The sequence below is a fragment of the Streptomyces sp. 11-1-2 genome (assembly GCF_003595545.1).
Classification (GTDB): Bacteria; Actinomycetota; Actinomycetes; order Streptomycetales; family Streptomycetaceae; genus Streptomyces; species Streptomyces hygroscopicus_B.
On sequence record NZ_CP022545.1, the window covers coordinates 6,606,852 to 6,624,095 of the forward strand.

The 17,244-nt window shown below is 72.1% G+C and carries 17 protein-coding genes; 9 read left to right on the forward strand and 8 right to left on the reverse strand.

The features are described 5' to 3' along the window. The first annotated feature begins 11 nt into the window (after positions 1-11). Positions 12-464, forward strand: a complete 453-nt coding sequence (locus CGL27_RS28280) for a DoxX family protein (protein WP_078642995.1) — start codon at positions 12-14, stop codon at positions 462-464. Continuing rightward, entirely contained in the window at positions 446-904 is a 459-nt protein-coding gene (locus tag CGL27_RS28285; protein WP_119990831.1) for a Zn-ribbon domain-containing OB-fold protein, read from the forward strand. The genes CGL27_RS28280 and CGL27_RS28285 overlap by 19 nt, the downstream gene beginning before the upstream one ends. A gap of 129 nt (positions 905-1,033) precedes the next feature. On the opposite strand, the gene CGL27_RS28290 is transcribed toward CGL27_RS28285, so the two are convergent. The 3 genes from CGL27_RS28290 to CGL27_RS53230 form a co-directional block, all read right to left on the reverse strand. After that, entirely contained in the window at positions 1,034-1,726 is a 693-nt protein-coding gene (locus tag CGL27_RS28290; RefSeq protein WP_119990833.1) for a pyridoxal 5'-phosphate synthase, read from the reverse strand. A gap of 225 nt (positions 1,727-1,951) precedes the next feature. Further along, positions 1,952-3,130, reverse strand: a complete 1,179-nt coding sequence (locus tag CGL27_RS28295) for an acetyl-CoA acetyltransferase (RefSeq protein ID WP_078642998.1) — start codon at positions 3,128-3,130, stop codon at positions 1,952-1,954. A gap of 197 nt (positions 3,131-3,327) precedes the next feature. Beyond that, positions 3,328-3,456, reverse strand: coding sequence for a hypothetical protein (locus CGL27_RS53230; protein WP_014054266.1), 129 nt, complete (start codon positions 3,454-3,456; stop codon positions 3,328-3,330). A gap of 187 nt (positions 3,457-3,643) precedes the next feature. Between CGL27_RS53230 and CGL27_RS28300 the strand changes: the two genes are divergently transcribed. Then, positions 3,644-5,038, forward strand: coding sequence for an acyl-CoA dehydrogenase family protein (locus tag CGL27_RS28300; protein WP_119990835.1), 1,395 nt, complete (start codon positions 3,644-3,646; stop codon positions 5,036-5,038). Beyond that, entirely contained in the window at positions 5,038-5,520 is a 483-nt protein-coding gene (locus CGL27_RS28305; protein ID WP_119990837.1) for a nitroreductase family deazaflavin-dependent oxidoreductase, read from the forward strand. Before CGL27_RS28300 ends, CGL27_RS28305 begins: the two co-directional genes overlap by 1 nt. Before the next feature lie 152 nt (positions 5,521-5,672). Here the strand turns inward: CGL27_RS28305 and CGL27_RS28310 are convergent, their stop codons facing one another. Beyond that, on the reverse strand, positions 5,673-6,320 hold the full coding sequence (locus CGL27_RS28310; protein WP_078643001.1) for a TetR family transcriptional regulator: 648 nt from the start codon (positions 6,318-6,320) through the stop codon (positions 5,673-5,675). Positions 6,321-6,820: 500 nt separating this feature from the next. Between CGL27_RS28310 and CGL27_RS28315 the strand changes: the two genes are divergently transcribed. The 4 genes from CGL27_RS28315 to CGL27_RS28330 all read left to right on the forward strand — a co-directional run bounded on the left by CGL27_RS28315 (position 6,821) and on the right by CGL27_RS28330 (position 11,868). Beyond that, on the forward strand, positions 6,821-7,606 hold the full coding sequence (locus CGL27_RS28315) for a VOC family protein (protein ID WP_119990839.1): 786 nt from the start codon (positions 6,821-6,823) through the stop codon (positions 7,604-7,606). A 230-nt stretch (positions 7,607-7,836) separates the two neighbouring features. Further along, on the forward strand, positions 7,837-10,464 hold the full coding sequence (locus tag CGL27_RS28320) for a PQQ-binding-like beta-propeller repeat protein (protein ID WP_119990840.1): 2,628 nt from the start codon (positions 7,837-7,839) through the stop codon (positions 10,462-10,464). 156 nt (positions 10,465-10,620) lie between these two features. After that, positions 10,621-11,184, forward strand: a complete 564-nt coding sequence (locus tag CGL27_RS28325) for a hypothetical protein (protein WP_119990842.1) — start codon at positions 10,621-10,623, stop codon at positions 11,182-11,184. Positions 11,185-11,319: 135 nt separating this feature from the next. Then, on the forward strand, positions 11,320-11,868 hold the full coding sequence (locus tag CGL27_RS28330) for a hypothetical protein (protein WP_240450657.1): 549 nt from the start codon (positions 11,320-11,322) through the stop codon (positions 11,866-11,868). Between the two features lie 29 nt (positions 11,869-11,897). Here the strand turns inward: CGL27_RS28330 and CGL27_RS28335 are convergent, their stop codons facing one another. The 3 genes from CGL27_RS28335 to CGL27_RS28345 are packed head-to-tail and all read right to left on the reverse strand — an operon-like array spanning position 11,898 to position 14,400. Further along, positions 11,898-12,665: an enoyl-CoA hydratase/isomerase family protein gene (locus tag CGL27_RS28335; protein ID WP_119990846.1), complete on the reverse strand. Its 768-nt coding sequence runs from the start codon at positions 12,663-12,665 to the stop codon at positions 11,898-11,900. Continuing rightward, positions 12,662-13,207: an OB-fold domain-containing protein gene (locus CGL27_RS28340; protein ID WP_240450658.1), complete on the reverse strand. Its 546-nt coding sequence runs from the start codon at positions 13,205-13,207 to the stop codon at positions 12,662-12,664. The genes CGL27_RS28335 and CGL27_RS28340 overlap by 4 nt, the downstream gene beginning before the upstream one ends. 8 nt (positions 13,208-13,215) lie before the next feature. Further along, positions 13,216-14,400, reverse strand: coding sequence for a lipid-transfer protein (locus CGL27_RS28345; protein ID WP_078643008.1), 1,185 nt, complete (start codon positions 14,398-14,400; stop codon positions 13,216-13,218). A 116-nt stretch (positions 14,401-14,516) separates the two neighbouring features. Between CGL27_RS28345 and CGL27_RS28350 the strand changes: the two genes are divergently transcribed. Continuing rightward, entirely contained in the window at positions 14,517-16,127 is a 1,611-nt protein-coding gene (locus CGL27_RS28350) for a FadD3 family acyl-CoA ligase (RefSeq protein ID WP_119990848.1), read from the forward strand. A 586-nt stretch (positions 16,128-16,713) separates the two neighbouring features. Here CGL27_RS28350 and CGL27_RS28355 read toward each other — a convergent pair. Further along, positions 16,714-17,076, reverse strand: coding sequence for a hypothetical protein (locus tag CGL27_RS28355; RefSeq protein ID WP_162953084.1), 363 nt, complete (start codon positions 17,074-17,076; stop codon positions 16,714-16,716). Positions 17,077-17,244 lie beyond the last annotated feature (168 nt).

The window sequence follows — 17,244 nt, forward strand, 5'->3', positions numbered from 1 at the left end:
GGTGGGGAACGATGCGGACGATCGGGCTCAGCGGGGCCGAATGGCTCGCCGTACTGCGCATCGGACTCGGCCTGTGGTGGCTCGAGAGCTGGCGGCACAAGGACAAGAAGGACTGGTTCGAGCGCGGCACCGGTATCGGCTGGGCGGTGGGCGTGGCCGCCAAGCACCGCTGGGCGTTCGTCCGCAGCGGCTTCGGTGCGGTGGTCACACCCCGTCCCAAGGTCATGGCGTATGTGGTCGTCTACGCCGAACTCGCCCTCGGCCTCGGTCTGACGCTCGGCTTTCTGACCCCCATCGCCCTGGTCGGCGCGATCGTGCTCAATCTCCTCTATTTCCTGCTCATGATCCACGACTGGGCGGAGCAGGGGCAGAACTCGATGATGGTGCTGATCTCCGTGGTCGGGCTCTTCGGCATGAGCTGGCAGACCTGGTCGCTCGACGAGGCATGGGGGCTGTTCCTGTGAGCCCGGCGCCGCCCGCGGGCGCCCCGCGCTTCGACCTGCCCGAGATCGACGCCTTCACCCGCCCCTACTGGGACGCCGCGGCCGAGGGCCGGCTGCTGATCCGGCGGTGCGCCGACTGCGGCCGGGCCCACCACTACCCGCGCGAATTCTGCCCGTACTGCTGGAGCGAGGACGTCATCTGGGAGGAGGCGAGCGGCGCCGCGACGCTCTACACATGGTCCGTGGTGCACCGCAATGACCTGCCGCCCTTCGGCGCCCGCGTCCCGTACACCGCTGCCGTCGTCGACCTCGCCGAGGGGCCGCGGATGATGACCGAACTCATCGAGGCCCCGGCGAGCGGCCCGCGCGTCGGGATGCGGCTCCGGGTGGCGTTCCGGGCGGCCGATGCCGCCGAGGGGGACGCTCCTGCCATTCCCGTCTTCCGGCCACTGCTCGTCTAGTCGGTCGTTGCTTGCCTGGCGTTACGGCGTGACCGCCTTACGGCCGCACAGCTCAACGGCGCACGCCTTACGGTCGCGTTCGCCATCTCGTCGCACCCTTACGGTCGTCGCCATACGGCCGCACCGCCCCTATGGCCACAGCAGCTCCCGCCGCCAGCCACCGCGCTCGCCGGGGTCGCGGCGGTAGCGGAGCCGTACGTGCCGCCGCCGCGCCTCCTCCTGGTAGAACTCGACCTCGTCCGCCTCCAGGACGTACAGGGTCCAGGTGGGGGCGGTCACGTCCGGTTCGCCTTCGGCCCGCTCCTGCGCCGTCTCGAAGGCCCGTAGCAGCTCCTCGTACGAGCCGAGCACCTCGCTCTGCCGTCCGCTCCCGGCCAGTGCCGCCGCGAGCGCCGCGGGGGACCGGCCGCGCAGATCGGCCGCGCTCTCCTCCGGCCCGGCCTCGCCGACCCGTCCGCTGACGCGCACCTGGCGGCCCGCCCGCATCCAGTGGAACGCGAGCGAGGCGTACGGGTTCTCGGCCAGCTCCCGGCCCTTACGGCTGGTGCGATGGGTGCCGAAGTGCCATCCGCGCTCATCGGCGTCGTGCAGCATCACCGTGCGCTGGGACGGGCGGCGGTCGGCGTCCGCGGTGGCCAGGGTCATGGTGTGCGGGCCGGGTTCCCCCGCCTCGGCGACCTCCCGCAGCCACCGCCGGAAGAGCGGAAGCGGTGCGTCCGGGGCTGTGTCCGGGCCGAAGACCGGCAGATCGCCCGCATGGGGTACGCGCAGGCCGCGCAGCAGTGCGCGGAATTCCTCGGCCTCATTCTGGTCATCGCTCATCGGCTACCCATCCGATCACCCGCGACGGGCCGGGGCAAGCGGGGGCGTACGTACAGCCGGGGCGGGCCGAGCCGGGACCGGTGCGGGCCTGGCCGTCGAGCGGCCCAGCCACCGAGCCACCGAGCCACTGGGCCACCGAGCCACCGAGCCACCGAACCACCGAGCCGTTCCCGGCCGTCGAGCGGGCCCGCTGTCGAACCGTCCCCAGCCCCCGCGTGGGCCCGGTCAGCCGCGGCCCAGGACGACCGTGCCCGCTGAGCAGAACCAGCCCCCCGTCCCCGACGCCACGGCCAGCTCCGGCAGCCGTCCGCCCGCCTTGTGCACCTGTCGCTCCCCGGCCTCGCCGCGCAGCTGCCGTACCGCCTCGACCAGCAGGAACAGCCCGCGCATCCCCGGGTGGCAGGCGGAGAGACCGCCGCCGTCGGTGTTGGTCGGAAGCTCGCCGTCCCGTGTCAGCCGCCCCTTCGCCGCGAATGCCCCGCCCTCGCCCTTGGCGCAGAAGCCCAGGTCCTCGAGGGTCACCAGGGTCATATAGGTGAAGGCGTCATAGAGCTCGGCCACATCGATATCCGACGGCCGGACGCCCGCCCGTGCGAAGGCCGCCCGCCCCGAGGCGGCGGCCGGGGAGACCGTGAAGTCCTCCCATTCGGACATGGTGGTATGCGAGACGGCAGTGCCCGAACCCAGCACCCACACCGGGGGTTTCGCGGTGTCCGGTACGTACTCCTCGGCCGCGAGCAGCACCGCGCAGCCGCCGTCCGAGCGGATGCAGCAGTGCAGTTTGGTGAAGGGGTCGGCGATCATCGGGCCGCTCAGGACGTCATCGACCGTGATCGGTTCGCGAAACATCGCGTCCGGATTGTGCCCGGCATTGATACGCGCCTGAACGGCGATGTCCGCCAACTGTTCGAGCGTGGTGCCGTACTCATGCATATGGCGTCGCGCGGCCATCGCGTACTTGGCGACCAACGTATGCCCGTACGGGACCTCGAACTGCAGCGGTCCCCGCGCCCCGAAGGAGAGGTTCGCGGTACGGCGGCCCGCGCGGATGTCGGCGCGGGCGGTGGAGCCGTAGACGAGCAGGACGGCGCGGGCGTGCCCGGCGGCGATCGCGTCCGCCGCGTGCGCCGCCATGACCTCCCAGGTGGAGCCGCCGACGGCCGTCGAGTCGGTCCAGGTCGGCCGCAGCCCCAGATACTCGGCCACCTCGACCGGCGCGAGGGTGCCGAGCCCCGCCGAGGCGAGGCCGTCGACGACCGACCGGTCGAGACCGGAGTCGGCGAGGGCCCGGCGGGCGGCCTGGGCGTGGAGGGCGTAGGGGGTGGCCGTGTCGACGCGGCCGCAGTCGGAGAGGGAGACGCCGACGACGGCGACCTTACGGGCGCGCTGTGCTGCGGGCGACATGAATCTGACGGTACATCAGATTCGAGGGAGTGGAAGAGGGAGCGGAAAAGGGGGTGGGGGAGTGAGTGGAAAAGGGGCTGGGCGAGGGTGCTGCGCGCGAGCATGCCGGGGGAAGGGGGTGGTCCGGACGCTCTCCCGTATGGCCGTGCTCGCGCCTCGAGCACAAGCCCCGTCCGGACCACGCGTGAGGCGCCCGGCTACTGCAGGAACTGCCCCACGCAAGCGGCGATCGCCACCAGAAGGCTCAGCACTCCGATGATGACCTGCCACTTGTCAGGGCCGGTCCACCGGTCGTCGCTCGTCTCCTGCGTGCTCCGATCGTCCATTACCCCTCCTCGCTCCTCCGATAGGCCCCGGAGGACAGGGCCACCGCCGGTCTGCGCTCCGGCGGAGCCAGTGGGGAGGAACGTGGTGAGGTGCCGGCAGTTTAGCCGTGGAGGGGGGCGGAGGGGTGGGAAAGTCCGGAGCCCGTCCCTAGTATGACGGTCCGTCAGAAAGCGGAGGTGCTCGCCGATGGACGCCGCGTTCACCGAGGAACAGGACGAGATCCGCCGTACGCTGCGCACACTCCTGCGGGAGCGGTGCGGGCCGGACGAGGTCAAGGCGGCGGTCCAGACCGCGCCCGGCTATGACGAGGCCCTGTGGCGGCAGCTCGCCCGGACGCTCGGGCTGCCGGGCCTCGCCCTTGCGTCGGCGCACGGGGGCGTCGGCTGCGGGGTCACCGAGCTGGCGCTGGCCTGTGAGGAGACGGGGCGTGTGCTGCTGCCCTCGCCGCTCCTGGCCACCGCCGTGTTCGCGGCGCCCCTGGTCGCCGCGGTCGGGACGGAGGCGCAGCGCGCCGAGCTGCTGCCGCGTATCGCGGAGGGCGCCCTTACGGCGGCGCTCGCGGTGCCGGGGCGCGCGCTGCCGGAGGTGCTCGGGCTCGTAGGAGCGCGGGACGGCGCGTGGGCCGGTGGGGGGCGCGCGGGGGGTGTCCAGGCGCGCCCGGACAGCGGCGGCGACGCGGGGTGGCGGCTGTATGGACAGGTGGAGCAGGTGCTGGGCGGGCACAGCGCCGAACTGCTGCTGGTCGCCGCCCGCGCCGGGGGCTACACGCGCGGGCGGACACTGCTGTTCCTCGTCCCGGCGCAGGCGGACGGGCTGGTCCGCACCCGGCTGACCGCGCTCGACGCGACGCGCCCGCAGGCCCGCATCGAGCTGCGGAACGTACCCGCCGAACTGCTGGGGGCGGATGACGGCGGGAGCGGGGACGGGGTGTCGGAGGCGCTGGCGGCAGTGGGTACGGCGGCGGCGGCCGTGCTCGCCGCCGAGGCCGTGGGGGCGGCGGACGCGGCCCTCGCGCGGACGGTCGGCTATGTGCGGGCGCGTGAGCAGTTCGGCCGCCCGATCGGCTCGTTCCAGGCGGTCAAGCACCGGCTGGCGGATGTGTACGTCGCGGTCCAGGCGGCCCGTTCGGCGGCGTACTACGCCGCTTGGGCCGCGGCCCAGGGCGGCGCGGAGGGCCCGGGCGCGGCCCAGGGCGGTGCGGAAGGCACGGAAGCCGCGGTCGCGGGCGGGCTCGCGCTCGCGCAGGCGCTGGAGGCGCAGCGCATGGCGGCGGCCGAAGCGGTGCAGCTGCACGGCGGCATCGGCTTCACCTGGGAGCATGAGGCGCATCTCTACTTCAAGCGGGCCGCCTCCGACGAACTGCTCTTCGGCCCCGTCCACCGGCTGCGGGCCCGGGCCGCGGAACGGGAGGGACTCTTCGGCACGGCCGATCGCGCTCCTTACGGCGGCCATGACGGGCGCGGGGGGAACGATGGATACGGCGGGCACAGTCGGCACGATGGGCCTGACAGGCGCGACGGTCGCGACGGCCGCGATGGGTGCGACGGCCGTGACGGGCCGCGGAAGGCGGTGACGGTCTGATGGCCGGTTACGGCGTGAAGCTGGTCCGGAAGGTGTCCTCGACCCGCGCCTTCGCCAAGGTCGCGCCCCATGTCATCCCCGCCTTCGACCGCACCGTCCACCGGCTGACCCGCGGCAAGGTGCTGCCGAGCGCGCGGATGCTGCCCGGCGTGATCCTTACCGCGCGCGGCGCGAGGTCGGGGCTTCCCCGCCGTACGCCGCTGGCCTGTATGCCGGAGGACGGCGGCACCTGGCTTCTGATCGGCAGCAACTTCGGCCGCCCGGGCCATCCGGCCTGGAGCGGGAACCTCCTGAAGCACCCGGAAGCGGAGATCAGCTGGCGGGGCCGGGACATCGCCGTCCGGGCACGGCTGCTGGCGGGCGCCGAGCGCGAGGCGGCCTGGGCGGCGGCCCTCGCCTTCTGGCCGCCGTACGCGAGCTATCAGTCGCGGGTGGAGCGCGAGATCCGCCTCTTCCGCCTCCACCGCGCCGAGGGGCCCTGAGCCGGTCCGTCGGGGGCGCAAAAAGGCCGCGGCGGATCACTCGGGGTGATCCGCCGCGGCGTGACAGGACGTGCGGGCTCGGCCGGGCGACCGGCATCAAGAGGCCGGCAGGGAGAGGCCGAGGGAGGGGGCAGGGGGAGGGTGCGGATTCGCTACTTCGGCGGTTTCCGCCCCGTGACGCCGAGGTGGACGAGCCAGGTCAGGCTCGGCCTGAGGTCGGCCTGCTTGACGCCCCAGCTCTGGAAGCCCTTCTGGTGCGCCGCGACCGCGGCCAGCATCGCGACCAGCGAGCCCGCGATGGCCCCGGGGTTGAGGTCCTCGTCGATCCGGCCCTTGGCCTGCTGCTCCTTGACGGCGTCCGTAAGGGAGTTGGTGACGGAATTGAGGATCTTCATGCGGATCTTGTAGAACCGCTTGTCGCCCTCGGCGGCGCCCAGGTCGACCACCCTCAGGATGGCGTCATGTTTGCGCCAGAAGGAGAGGAACCCCTCGACCAGGTCCTCCGACGCCGCCGCGCCGGACTTGCCCGCCCATGAGCGGTCGGCGACCAGATCGGTCAGGTTCGCACCCTCCTTCGCCATCTCCTCGGCGAGCTCGAGGACGGCGCCCTCCACATCGGGGAAGTACTGGTAGAACGTCGCAGGCGAGGTCCCTGCCTTACGTGCGACATCGATGACCTTGACGTCTCGATACGGGGATGTGCTGAGCATCTCGCCGAGGCAGTCGAGCAGCTTCTGCCGCGTCGCCTGCCCGCGACGACCGGCCACCCGCCCGTCGACTGTGCGTACTTGTCCTGTCATGCCGTCAGCTTACCGAGGGGTGATCGGAGCGCGATTCTGCTGCGTGCAAATGGGGTTAGGGCGGGATGAGAGGGTTTGTGAGCCGCGCTGAGCAGGCTGGAATGGCTGATTCCGACCCCTGTCCGCCGTCGTCAAGCCCTCAATCACCGCTCACCCACACGTGTGAATTGTGTTATCAACAGGCTGTGGATAACAACGGTGGATGACGCGGTCGGATCCGTCTTGGCACGAAAAGGATTGGCCAAATATTTCGAGTTCCGGGGCGAGCGGACCGGGCGATCCCCCGTTAGCGTGGCAAGTGAGGTAAACGAGCCAAGCTGCTCCAAACACGTGCCAAGCATCTCCAAACGGGCTGTGAGCAAGCTCCGAGGGTCGAGCTCCAGGACCCAGGGCCGAGCTCCAGGACCCAGGGCCGAGCTCCAGGACCGAGCTCCGAGCTCCGATGACCGACTCCGAGGACCGAGCTCCGAAGGACCGAGGGACGCGAGAGGACCCGGGCCATGGCGGCATTCGCGGAAGGCGTGCCCTGCTGGGCGGATGTGCTGCTGTCCGACCTCGCGGCGGGCCGGCGCTTCTACGGTGAGCTGTTCGGCTGGGCCTTTGAGGAGATCGCCACGGACTACGGCTCGTACACCCGTGCCCTCCTCGGCGGTAAGGAGGTCGCGGGGCTGGTCCCCAAGCCGGACGGCCGGATGCCCACCGTCTGGAACATCTACTTCGCCGCCCAGGACGCCGCCGCGACCGCCGCCCGGATCCGCGAGGCCGGTGGCCGGGTGATCACCCCGCCGGTGTGGATCGACCGGTTCTGCGTCATGGCGACGGCCGCCGACCCGGGCGGCGCCGTCTTCGGGATCTGGCAGGCGGGCAGCCACACCGGCTTCGGGCGGCGCGGCGGGCCCGGTTCGTACGGCTGGACCGAGGTCCACACCCGTCAGCCGCGCGCCGTGGACGCCTTCTACCGAGCGGTCTTCGGATACGGAATGGAGCCCTCCGCCGAGGGCGCGTCGGCCGACCTGGTCCTGTGGACGCCGCGCGGAGAGCCCCCGGACCCCCGTCACGCGATCGGCGGACGCGTCGTGATCGGCGAGGAGTACCCGGCCGTTCTGCCCGCCCACTTCCTGACGTACTTTGTGGTGGCGGATTGCGATCGGACGCTGCGCACGGCCCACAGGCTGGGTGGGCGGGTTCTCAAGACGGCCGAAGATACGCCGTACGGGCGTTTCGCGGTCCTTGCGGACAATCAGGGCGCGACCTTCGCCGTCATCGAGACCTCGACGGCAGGCTGAACCCCGGCCGGAGCACTGGGCGATACGGGCCTGAGGGCACTTAGATGATCCTTGGTCGAACCGGACGGTCCCCGGCTCCGTATCGCCCGATGACACGACGATTCGCCCCCGGGTTCGCAACCGCCGCCTTCGCCAGAGAGAATGCAGGATGCGTGCCGCCGGTTGGTTTGTCGGTGAGACGCTGCACGGGGCTGTATTTTTTCAAGCCCCCACGGGGAGGTGGCAGGCAAGTGGTGGAGCAGCTGACGCAGCACGATCCGAGGCGGATCGGCCCTTTCGAGGTGCTCGGCCGTCTCGGCGCGGGCGGCATGGGGCTGGTCTATCTGGCCCGCTCGGCATCGGGCCGACGGGTCGCGATCAAGACGGTCCGGACCGAGCTCGCCGAGGACCAGCTGTTCCGTGTCCGGTTCACCCGTGAGGTGGAGGCGGCCCGCGCGGTCAGCGGCTTCTATACGGCCGCCGTCGTGGACGCCGATCCGCGCGCCGCGGTGCCATGGCTGGCCACGGCCTATGTGCCGGCTCCCTCCCTCGAGGAAATCGTCAACGAGTGCGGGCCGATGCCGGCCCAGGCGGTGCGGTGGCTGGCGGCCGGGGTCGCCGAGGCGCTGCAGTCCATCCATGGCGCGGGCCTGGTCCACCGGGATCTGAAGCCGTCCAATGTGCTGGTCGTCGAGGACGGCCCGCGCGTGATCGACTTCGGTATCGCCTCCGGTGTTTCGAACACCCGGCTGACGATGACCAACGTCGCGGTCGGCACCCCCGCCTATATGTCGCCCGAGCAGGCGCGCGACTCACGCAGCGTGACCGGCGCGAGCGACATCTTCTCGCTCGGCTCGACCCTGACCTTCGCGGCCACCGGGCATGCGCCTTTCCACGGCGCCAACCCGGTGGAGACCGTGTTCATGCTGCTGCGCGAGGGCCCCGACCTGGCCGGGCTGCCCGACGAGCTGCGGCCGCTCATCGAGTCGTGCATGCAGATGGAGCCCGAGCGGCGGCCGTCCCCGGCCGATCTGCAGTCCCAGCTGGCCCCGCATCTGTTCGCCTCCAACGCCGACGACAGCGGTACGGCCTCGGCCTGGCTGCCGCCCGGCGCCGTCGCGCTGATCGAGCGCAAGCGCAGCGGCCGCAACCAGGTGCGCGGCGCCACCCGGCCCGCGGCCGGCGGCGGCCGTCCCGGGCACGCCGCGAGCGACGGCAGCCGGCCGTCCGCGCCGCTTCCGCCGGAGCGTCCGCCCACGCCGCCGCCCTCGTACGCCCCCGCCGCGGGAGGCCCCGCGGAGGGCCATGGCGGGCGACACGGCGCGGCCGCGCCGGGACCGGCCGGTGCGGGCGGCTGGGAGCCCGTGGGCGTGGGCGATCCGCGTGGGGGCCTGCGCGCTCCGGAGGCCGCGAGCCCGCCGAGCGCGCTGGGCTCCATCGGGCCCGGGCGGCACGCCGCCCCGTCCGCCGCCGCGCCCGCCCCGGCGCCCGCCGGGGCCGACGGGTCGGTGCGGCTGCCCGGTTCACAGGTGCCGATCGGCCCGGGGCTCCGGGCCGACCAGGCGCGGGACCCGCAGCCGCAGCACGGCACCGGGCCCGCGACCGGCTGGGTGCGCCCGCCTGCCGGGGTGACCACGGGAGGGCTGAACGGAGGCGACGGCACGGCCGCCGTCCCGCCGCCGACCCACTCCCCGCCGGCCGAGCCGCCCGAGCCGCATGCCGCAGGTGCCGGGCACGGCCGCTGGCGTCCGTGGCGGTTCCGGATGTCCAACGACGTCTGGGGCACCCCGGCGGTGGCCGGGGATCTGCTGTATGTGACCTCGTTCGAGGTGCACGCGCTGGAAGTGGCCACCGGCCGACGCCAGTTCAAGACGCGCGACGTGGCGTGGGCGATGGCCGTGGAGAACGGCCGGATCCACGCCTCCGACGGCCCCACGCTGTACGCGCTGGACGCGGAGGACGGCGCCGAGCGCTGGCGGCTGTCGACCGACGGCTGGGTCTACTCCCTCAAGGTCGACCGCGGCACGGTCGTCACCGGGACGCGCGGCGGTGGCGTCCAGGCGTGGGAGGCGGCCAACGGCGAGCTGCTGTGGGAGATGCAGGGCCTCCAGACCGACTTCGAGACGCCCGAGTCCGGCCCGGCCGTCCACGACGGCACGGTGTATGTGTGGGCGGACGCGCGGCTGCGTGCCCTGGAGGCGCGCACCGGCGCGGAGCGCTGGTCGTATCCGGTGGGCGACGCGGCCTCGTGCGGCGGTGTGCCGCTGCGTCTGCTGGCGGCGCCCGATGGGGTCGTCTATGTCTCGGCGGGGACGCGGGTGCTCGCGCTCGATGCCGCCCGCGGGGATGTGCGGTGGCGTTTCGAGGCGCCCGCCGTCTTCCTGTGCGCCCCCGCGTACGCGCCGGGGCCCGCGGTGACCGGCGGTGGCATCTACATCGCCGACTATCTGGGCACGGTGTACGCGCTGGACGCGGCGAACGGCCGCGACCGCTGGCGTATCGCCACCGAGGCCCGGCAGTCGATCGAGCCGGTGCTGGTGGCCGACGGCTCGGTCCATCTGGGCAGCGGCAGCGCGCTCTACACGCTCGACGCGGTCACCGGCACGCCCAAGTGGCGGTTCGCGGCGGGCGGCGAGGTCATCGGCTCGCCGGTGGTCGCCGACGGCCGGGTCCACTTCGGTTCGGCCGACCACTGCCTCTATACGGTGGACGCGGCGGGCGGACAGCTTCGCTGGAAGCTGGCGACCGGCGGCGAGATCACCGGGTCCCCGGTGGCCGCCGGGGGCGTGGTGTACGCGTGCAGCAAGGACCGGTGCGTCTACGCGCTGGACGCGGTCAAGGGCACGGGCCAGTCCCGGCCGTCGGGCGGCCGGGCCTGACCCATCCCCAAGGGCGACGCGGTGACGCCCGGGGCGGCTGGTCGCGGGCTGTGTCCCTGACAATTCCTGCTACGGTTGCGGGCGTTCATCGACCTCCTGGGAGCCGGGAGGTCGATGGGTAACTCTCTGCGCGGTCGTCGGGGGACGGGGTCTGTGATGCGGCGTGGTCTACGGCTGGCGGCCGTGCTCACCGTGGTGCTGGTGGCGCTGACCGGGTTCAAGGGGCGTGGCCATGGCCACGGAGGTGGCGGAGGCGGCTGTTCCAGCTCCTCCTCGAACCACTCGGGGTCGGGCTCCGGTTCCGGTTCCGGTGGTTACTCGGACTCCGGCGACGAGAGCTCCACCACCGGTTCGGGCTCCGGTGGCTCCCGCTACCGCGACTACGACGATGACGACTACGGCGACAGCGCGTCCAGCGGCTCCTCGGGCGGCACCGCGTCGTCCAACGAGCCCCAGGCGACCGTCGTCGGCTGCGCGGGCAAGGCGAGCCAGGACAAGAGCGGCCGTCCGGCGGCGACCGTGAAGGTGCGCAACCGCTCGGGCGCGGCCGATACCTACCTCGTCGACATGAGCTTCCAGGACCGGGACGGCTCGACCCTGACCTCCGGGCGCGCCGATGTGCGGGTCCCCGCGGGGAAGTCGAGGACCGTACGGGTGCCGCTCGATGATCCCTCGGTGTCGGGAACCGTGGTGCGGTGTGAGGTCGTCTCCGTCCTCTGAGAGCCGGGCCAGGCGCGCCTGTAGGTGACTTTGGGGTAGCAAAACCCGTTGCTAGGGTGGCGTGCACTTGTCAACCAGCCCTGGCTGGCTTGAATGTGTCTTTTCAACGGGGGTAATGCCATGCAACGCCGCTCCATGCGTATATTCGCCGTCGCCCTGGTCGGACTCATCGCGCTGACCGGCTGCGGAAAGAAGGGCCGAAGCCACGACGGCGGTCTCGGCGGGTTCGCCTCGGGCGGGAGCGGCGGCGACAACCCGGCGTCCAGTCCGACCGACCTCCCCACCGGGCTGCCCACCGGCGTGCCCAGCGGCGTCCCCTCCGACCTCGACGTGCCGTCGTACGAGGCCCCCTCGCCCTCCTACACCTACTCCGCGCCGCCCACCTACAACTCGAACGGCACGAACGACATCACCGCCACCGGCTGCGACTACGACGAGTCGACCCACTCGTTCCAGTACACCCTCAACCTGAGGAACCCCGAGACGCAGTCCATGCACTACTCGATCACCATCGAGTGGGAAGACCAGAGCGGCGGCAGCCTGCTGGGATCCGACTACAAGTCCGTCACCGTGGCGTCCGGCAGCAGCCAGACCCTCAGCGCCACCTCCTACCGCTACCTCACCGAGCAGACCTCCTTCACCTGCAAGGTCACCTCGGCGCTCAAGTACCCGAGCTCCACCTGAGGCCCCGAGCCGATCCGGGGCCGGCGGCCTCACCGCGTACGGAAGCCGGGCGTACGGGCCGCGAAGAGCGCGGCCTGGCGCCCCGGCGGCAGATTGCCCAGCGCGATCAACTGCGGGGCCTGGGCGAGCGCCTGGGCCAGCGCCGCCTCCTTCGCCGCCCATAGCGCCCTTACGGTCCCCTGTACCGCCTCCGTCGGGTACGACGCGATGACCGACGCGGCGCGCATGGCCGCCGTAAGGGCCTCACCGGCCGGGGCGACCTCGCTGACCAGGCCCGTCTCATACGCCCGCCGGGCCGAGAGCCGCTCCGCCGTCCCCATCAGCGCCATCCGCGCGACCTCGCCCATCGGCATCCGCTGCGCCATATAGACGGCCTCGTAGGCGCTGACCATTCCATAGCTGGTGTGCGGATCGAAGAAGGCCGCCGTCTCGTCGGCGACGATGAACTCGGCCTCGCCCAGCAGATAGAACGCCCCGCCGCACGCCATTCCGGCCACCGCCGCGACCACCGGCTTCCACAGGTCGTTCGCCTTGGGCCCGACGGTGCGCAGCGGATCGTCCATCGCGTAGGGCGACGGCGGCTGCGCGACCTCCACCGAGCGGTCGATGCCGGTGCTGAAGGCCCGGCCGCCCGCGCCGGTGAGGACGACGGCCCGGACCGCGTCATCGTGGCGGAAGCGCCGCCATACGGCCGTCAGTTCGCCGACCGTCTCCAGGTCGATGGCGTTGTGCCGCTCGGGCCGGTCGAGGGTGACGACCGCGACCCCGCTCTCCTCCACCCGGGTGCGGACCGTCATGGCCGCTCCAGCAGCCAGCGCACCACCGTGAGCCCGCCGTCCGTCGCGTGGAAGGCGGCCTTCACGGGCGCGCCGATACGGATCCGCTCCGGCGGGACCGAGTTCAGCGCGGCGTCCGCGGCGGCGACCAGATTGCCCACCAGCCGGATGCGCGGGGCGTCCGTGAGCTCCACGAGGACGACGTTGTACGGCGCCTGTGCCGCGTAGGCGGGCAACAGCGGGGGATGGGGCAGAACGTACGACCAGATCCGGCCACGGCCGCTCACCTTTTTCCACAGGCAGTCGAAGGACTGGCAGTGGGGGCAGCAGGGCCGGGGCGGAAAGCGCGGTTCGCCGCAGTCGGCGCAGCACTGGACGCGCAGTTCGCCGCGCGCCGCGTAGGCGAAGAAGGGCGCCCCGTCCTCGTCGGGCACGGGCGCCAGTAGCCCGTCGGACTCCTCTCTTCCGCCGTTCGCGGCCGTCGCCGTGTCAGCCGTCGTCTCAGCCGTCGTGTCCGTCGTCGTGTCCGTCGTCGCGTCAGCCGTCGTGTCCATCTGTGTCATGGCGTCGGTCAACTCCTCAGCAGCAGGGCCGATGTGGGAACCCCTTCACCCGCCGTGACCAGGCAGGTCGTGGCGCCGGGGACTTGGGCGGTGCCGGTGCCGCGCAGCTGTCTGACCCCTTCGGTGATGAGGTTGAAGCCATGGACGTACGCCTCGCTGAGGCCGCCTCCGCCGGTGTTGAGCGGCAGCCGTCCGCCGATCTCCAGCGCGCCCCCCTCGGTGAAGGCGGCGCCCTCGCCGCGGGCGCAGAAGCCGTAGCCCTCCAGGGAGAGCGGGATCAACGGGGTGAACGCGTCGTAGATCTGCGCGACATCCACATCCTGCGGCCCGAAGTCGGCGGTTTTCCACAGCCGGCGGGCGGCGGCCCAGGAGGGGCCGGTGAGCGGGTCGTCGTTCCAGTAGTTGACCATCCCGTGGTGCTGGGCGGGCAGCCCCTGGGCGGCGGAGTGCACGTACACGGGCCGTTGCCGGCAGTCGCGCGCCCGCTCGGCCGACACCACCACACAGGCCAGCGCGCCATCGGTCTCCAGACAGTTGTCGAAGAGGCAGAGCGGTTCGCTGATCCAGCGTGCGGTCATATACATCTCGCGGGTCAGCGGGCGGTCGTACATGATCGCGGCGGGGTTCTGATTGGCCCGGTTGCGGCAGGCCAGCGCCACATTGAAGAAGTGATCGCGGGTCGCGCCGTACTCATGCATATAGCGCCGGGCCAGCAGCCCGATCTCATCGGCCGGGCGCAGCAGTCCGTACGGCCGGGTCCACTGGGCCGGGGTGGGCAGCTGCGCCCGGGTGTTGGTCCAGGGGCGCGGTCCGCTGCCGCGTTTGCGCGACCGCCAGGCCACCCCGACGCTCGCCTGTCCGGTGGCGACCGCGGCGGCCAGATGCGCGACGGTCGCACAGGAACCGCCGCCCCCGTAGCCGACCTTGCTGAAGAAGGTCACATCCCCGGCGCCGATGGCCTTGGCGACCTCGACCTCGTCGGTCTCCTCCATGGTGTACGAGGCGAAGGCGTCCACCTCGGACGGGGCGATACCGGCGTCGTCGAGCGCGGCCAGGATCGCCCGGCAGGCCAGGGTCTTCTCGGATTCGGGGAGACGTTTGGCGAACGGGGTCTGCCCGATGCCCGCTATCGCCGTCGCGTCCTTCAAGGTCGCCCCCGCCGTCGCCCCCGCCGTCGTCCTCGTCGCCCCCATGGCCGCCTCCGTGGTCGCGTTCACCGGTGCTGACAGCGGGGAAGGCTACCGCTAATCTGACGGGTAGTCAGCTAGTGGGGTCGTCCGTCCCGGGTTCCGGGGAGGGGAGCGGTCCGATGCAACGGATGGCACAGAGGAACACCGTCCCGGCCCTGATCCGGGCGGCGGTCGAGCGGTACGGCCCGGCCGAGGCCGTGGTCGAGGGCCGCGCCCGGATCTCGTACGCCGAGCTCGGCGCCCGGATCGAACGCGCCGCGGCCGCGTGCGTCGCCTCGGGTCTCGAACCGGGCGACCGCGCCGCGATCTGGGCGCCCAACACCACCGACTGGATCGTGGCTGCGCTCGGGGCGGTCACCGCGGGCGGCGTGCTGGTCCCGGTCAACACCCGCTTCAAGGGCGCCGAGGCGGCGTACGTGCTGCGCCGCACCCGGGCCTCGCACCTGTTCATCACCGGCACCTTCCTGGGCACCTCGTATGTGGCGTCGCTGCGCCGGGCGGCGGGGGACGGGGCGGGCCACGGCCCCCTGCCGCGCCTGCCGTACCTGCGGGAGGTGGTCGTCCTCGCCGACAACGGCCCGGAGGACTTCCGCACCTGGACGGACTTCCTGGCGATGGGCGACGCCGTGCCGCCGGAGGAGGTCCGGTCCCGGGCGGAGGCGGTGCGCCCCACGGACCCCTCCGACATCACCTTCACCTCCGGCACTACCGGCCGGCCCAAGGGCGTGGTGACCACGCACTCCCAGACCGTGCGCGTCTTCGACACCTGGAGCGAGATCACGGGGCTGGCGGCGGGCGATCGCTATCTGATCGTGAACCCGTTCTTCCACACCTTCGGCTACAAGGCGGGCATCATCGCCTGTCTGAGCCGAGGCGCCACGATGGTGCCGCAGCCGGTCTTCAGCGTGGAGACGGCCCTGGCCAATATCGCCGCCGAGCGCATCACCGTCCTCCCCGGCCCGCCCACCCTCCACCAGTCGCTCCTCGACCACCCGTCCCGCGCCGCCCATGACCTGTCCACGCTGCGCCTGGTCGTCACCGGCGCCGCCGTGGTCCCGCTGGAGCTGGTGGAACGGCTGCGCTCGGAGCTCGGGGTCGCCACCGTCCTGACGGCGTACGGCCTGACGGAGGCGTCCGGCACCGTCACGATGTGCCGCCGTGGCGATCCGCCCGAGGTCATCGCGGGCACGGCGGGCCGCGCGATTCCGGACACCGAGGTCAAGATCGCCCACCCCACCGGACGCGAACTCCCCCCGGGGCGGCCGGGCGAGGTCTGGGTCCGCGGCTACCACATCACCCCCGGCTACTTCGAGGATCCGATCGCCACGTCCCGCACCATCACCCCCGACGGCTGGCTGCGGACCGGCGATGTCGGGGTGATGGACGAGCAGGGCAACCTGCGCATCACCGACCGCATCAAGGACATGTTCATCGTCGGCGGCTTCAACGCCTATCCCGCCGAAATCGAGCAACTCATCGCCCGCCACCCCGATGTGGCCGACGTCGCCATCGTCGGCATCCCGGACGCGCGCCTGGGCGAGGTGGCCAAGGCGTACGCGGTCCGGCGCCCGGATTCGACGCTGACCGCGGACGACCTGATCGCCTGGTCGCGCCGGGAGATGGCCAACTACAAGGTGCCACGGCAGGTGGTGTTCCTGGCCGAGCTGCCGCGCAACGCCAGCGGCAAGGTCCTCAAGGCCGAGCTGCGCGCGGGCCGGTCACTCTCGTAAAGCCCTCGGCCGCCACCCGAAACCCGCCGGGCGGTGGCCCGGCCATGGCGGGGTCAAGGCGTGCGCGGGCGGGGCATCACCAAGGGGCCGGGCAGGTTCGCCCGGCCCCTTCGGCCTTCGTAAGTCGTCTCGCCGCGCCTACTGCGGGCTGGTGGGGGCATGGCCCTCGCCCTGCGGGACCGGGGCGGCAGCAGTGGCGTATTCGCTACTGTCCACGCCGACGATAGGGGTGTGACTATCGCTTGCAGCTGCGAATGCGGCTGTCTGGCTTGTCGCTCCGACCGCGGCACCTATCGCGATAATCAAGGTCGCAATGCCCTTTGTGGCACGAGTCATTCCGGTTCCTCCGATACGGGGGGTGATTATCTATTTTGTACTGCAAATTAACAAAGAGGGGTACGTGTGTTCGGCCATCTGGCCGGAAGTGGTCGAAGCTTGGCGGAAAGGGGGCCCGCCCGGGTGGTGCGTGGAGCCGCTCGTCCAAAGGCGCCCGTACAGAGGGGCCGACGCCGATGACGTCCCCTCCGCGTCATCGACATCGGCCCCGCGGTTACCTGTTGGATACGAACGACGTTCCGTGGTGCTCCTACTGGGGTGCCGAGGGAGTGTGGCCTTCGCCCTCGGCGCTCAACTGCGGCGGCGCCGGGGTGTGACCCTCACCCTTGGTGCTGAGCTGCGGCGGCGCGGGCGGGTGGCCCTCCCCCTGCGTGCTGAGCTGCGGCGGCGCCGGGGTGTGACCCTCGTCCATGGTGCTGAGCTGCGGCGGCGCGGGCGTGTGCCCCTCCCCCTGTGTGATCAGCTGCGGCGGTGCGGGCGTGTGGCCTTCGCCCTGGGTGGCCACCTGTGGCGGCGCCGGCGTGTGGCCCTCGTCCTGCGGAGTGAGGGTCGCCGGGTCGGCCTCCAGTGGCCGGTAGGTGTCGGACTGGGGCTTCTTGTCCGTGCTTGTCACGATCAACTCCATCGGATGCTCTGGTCGGTAGAGGCCCGTTGACACCCGCCCGGCGACTCCCCCGTGGGTCGCCGGACAGGTGTCTCAAAAGGGCCGCCCACCTTACGGTGTGACCTCGCAACCGACCCGTCTGCCCCCCGCGGGGACGGGTCGACCGGTACTAAGACT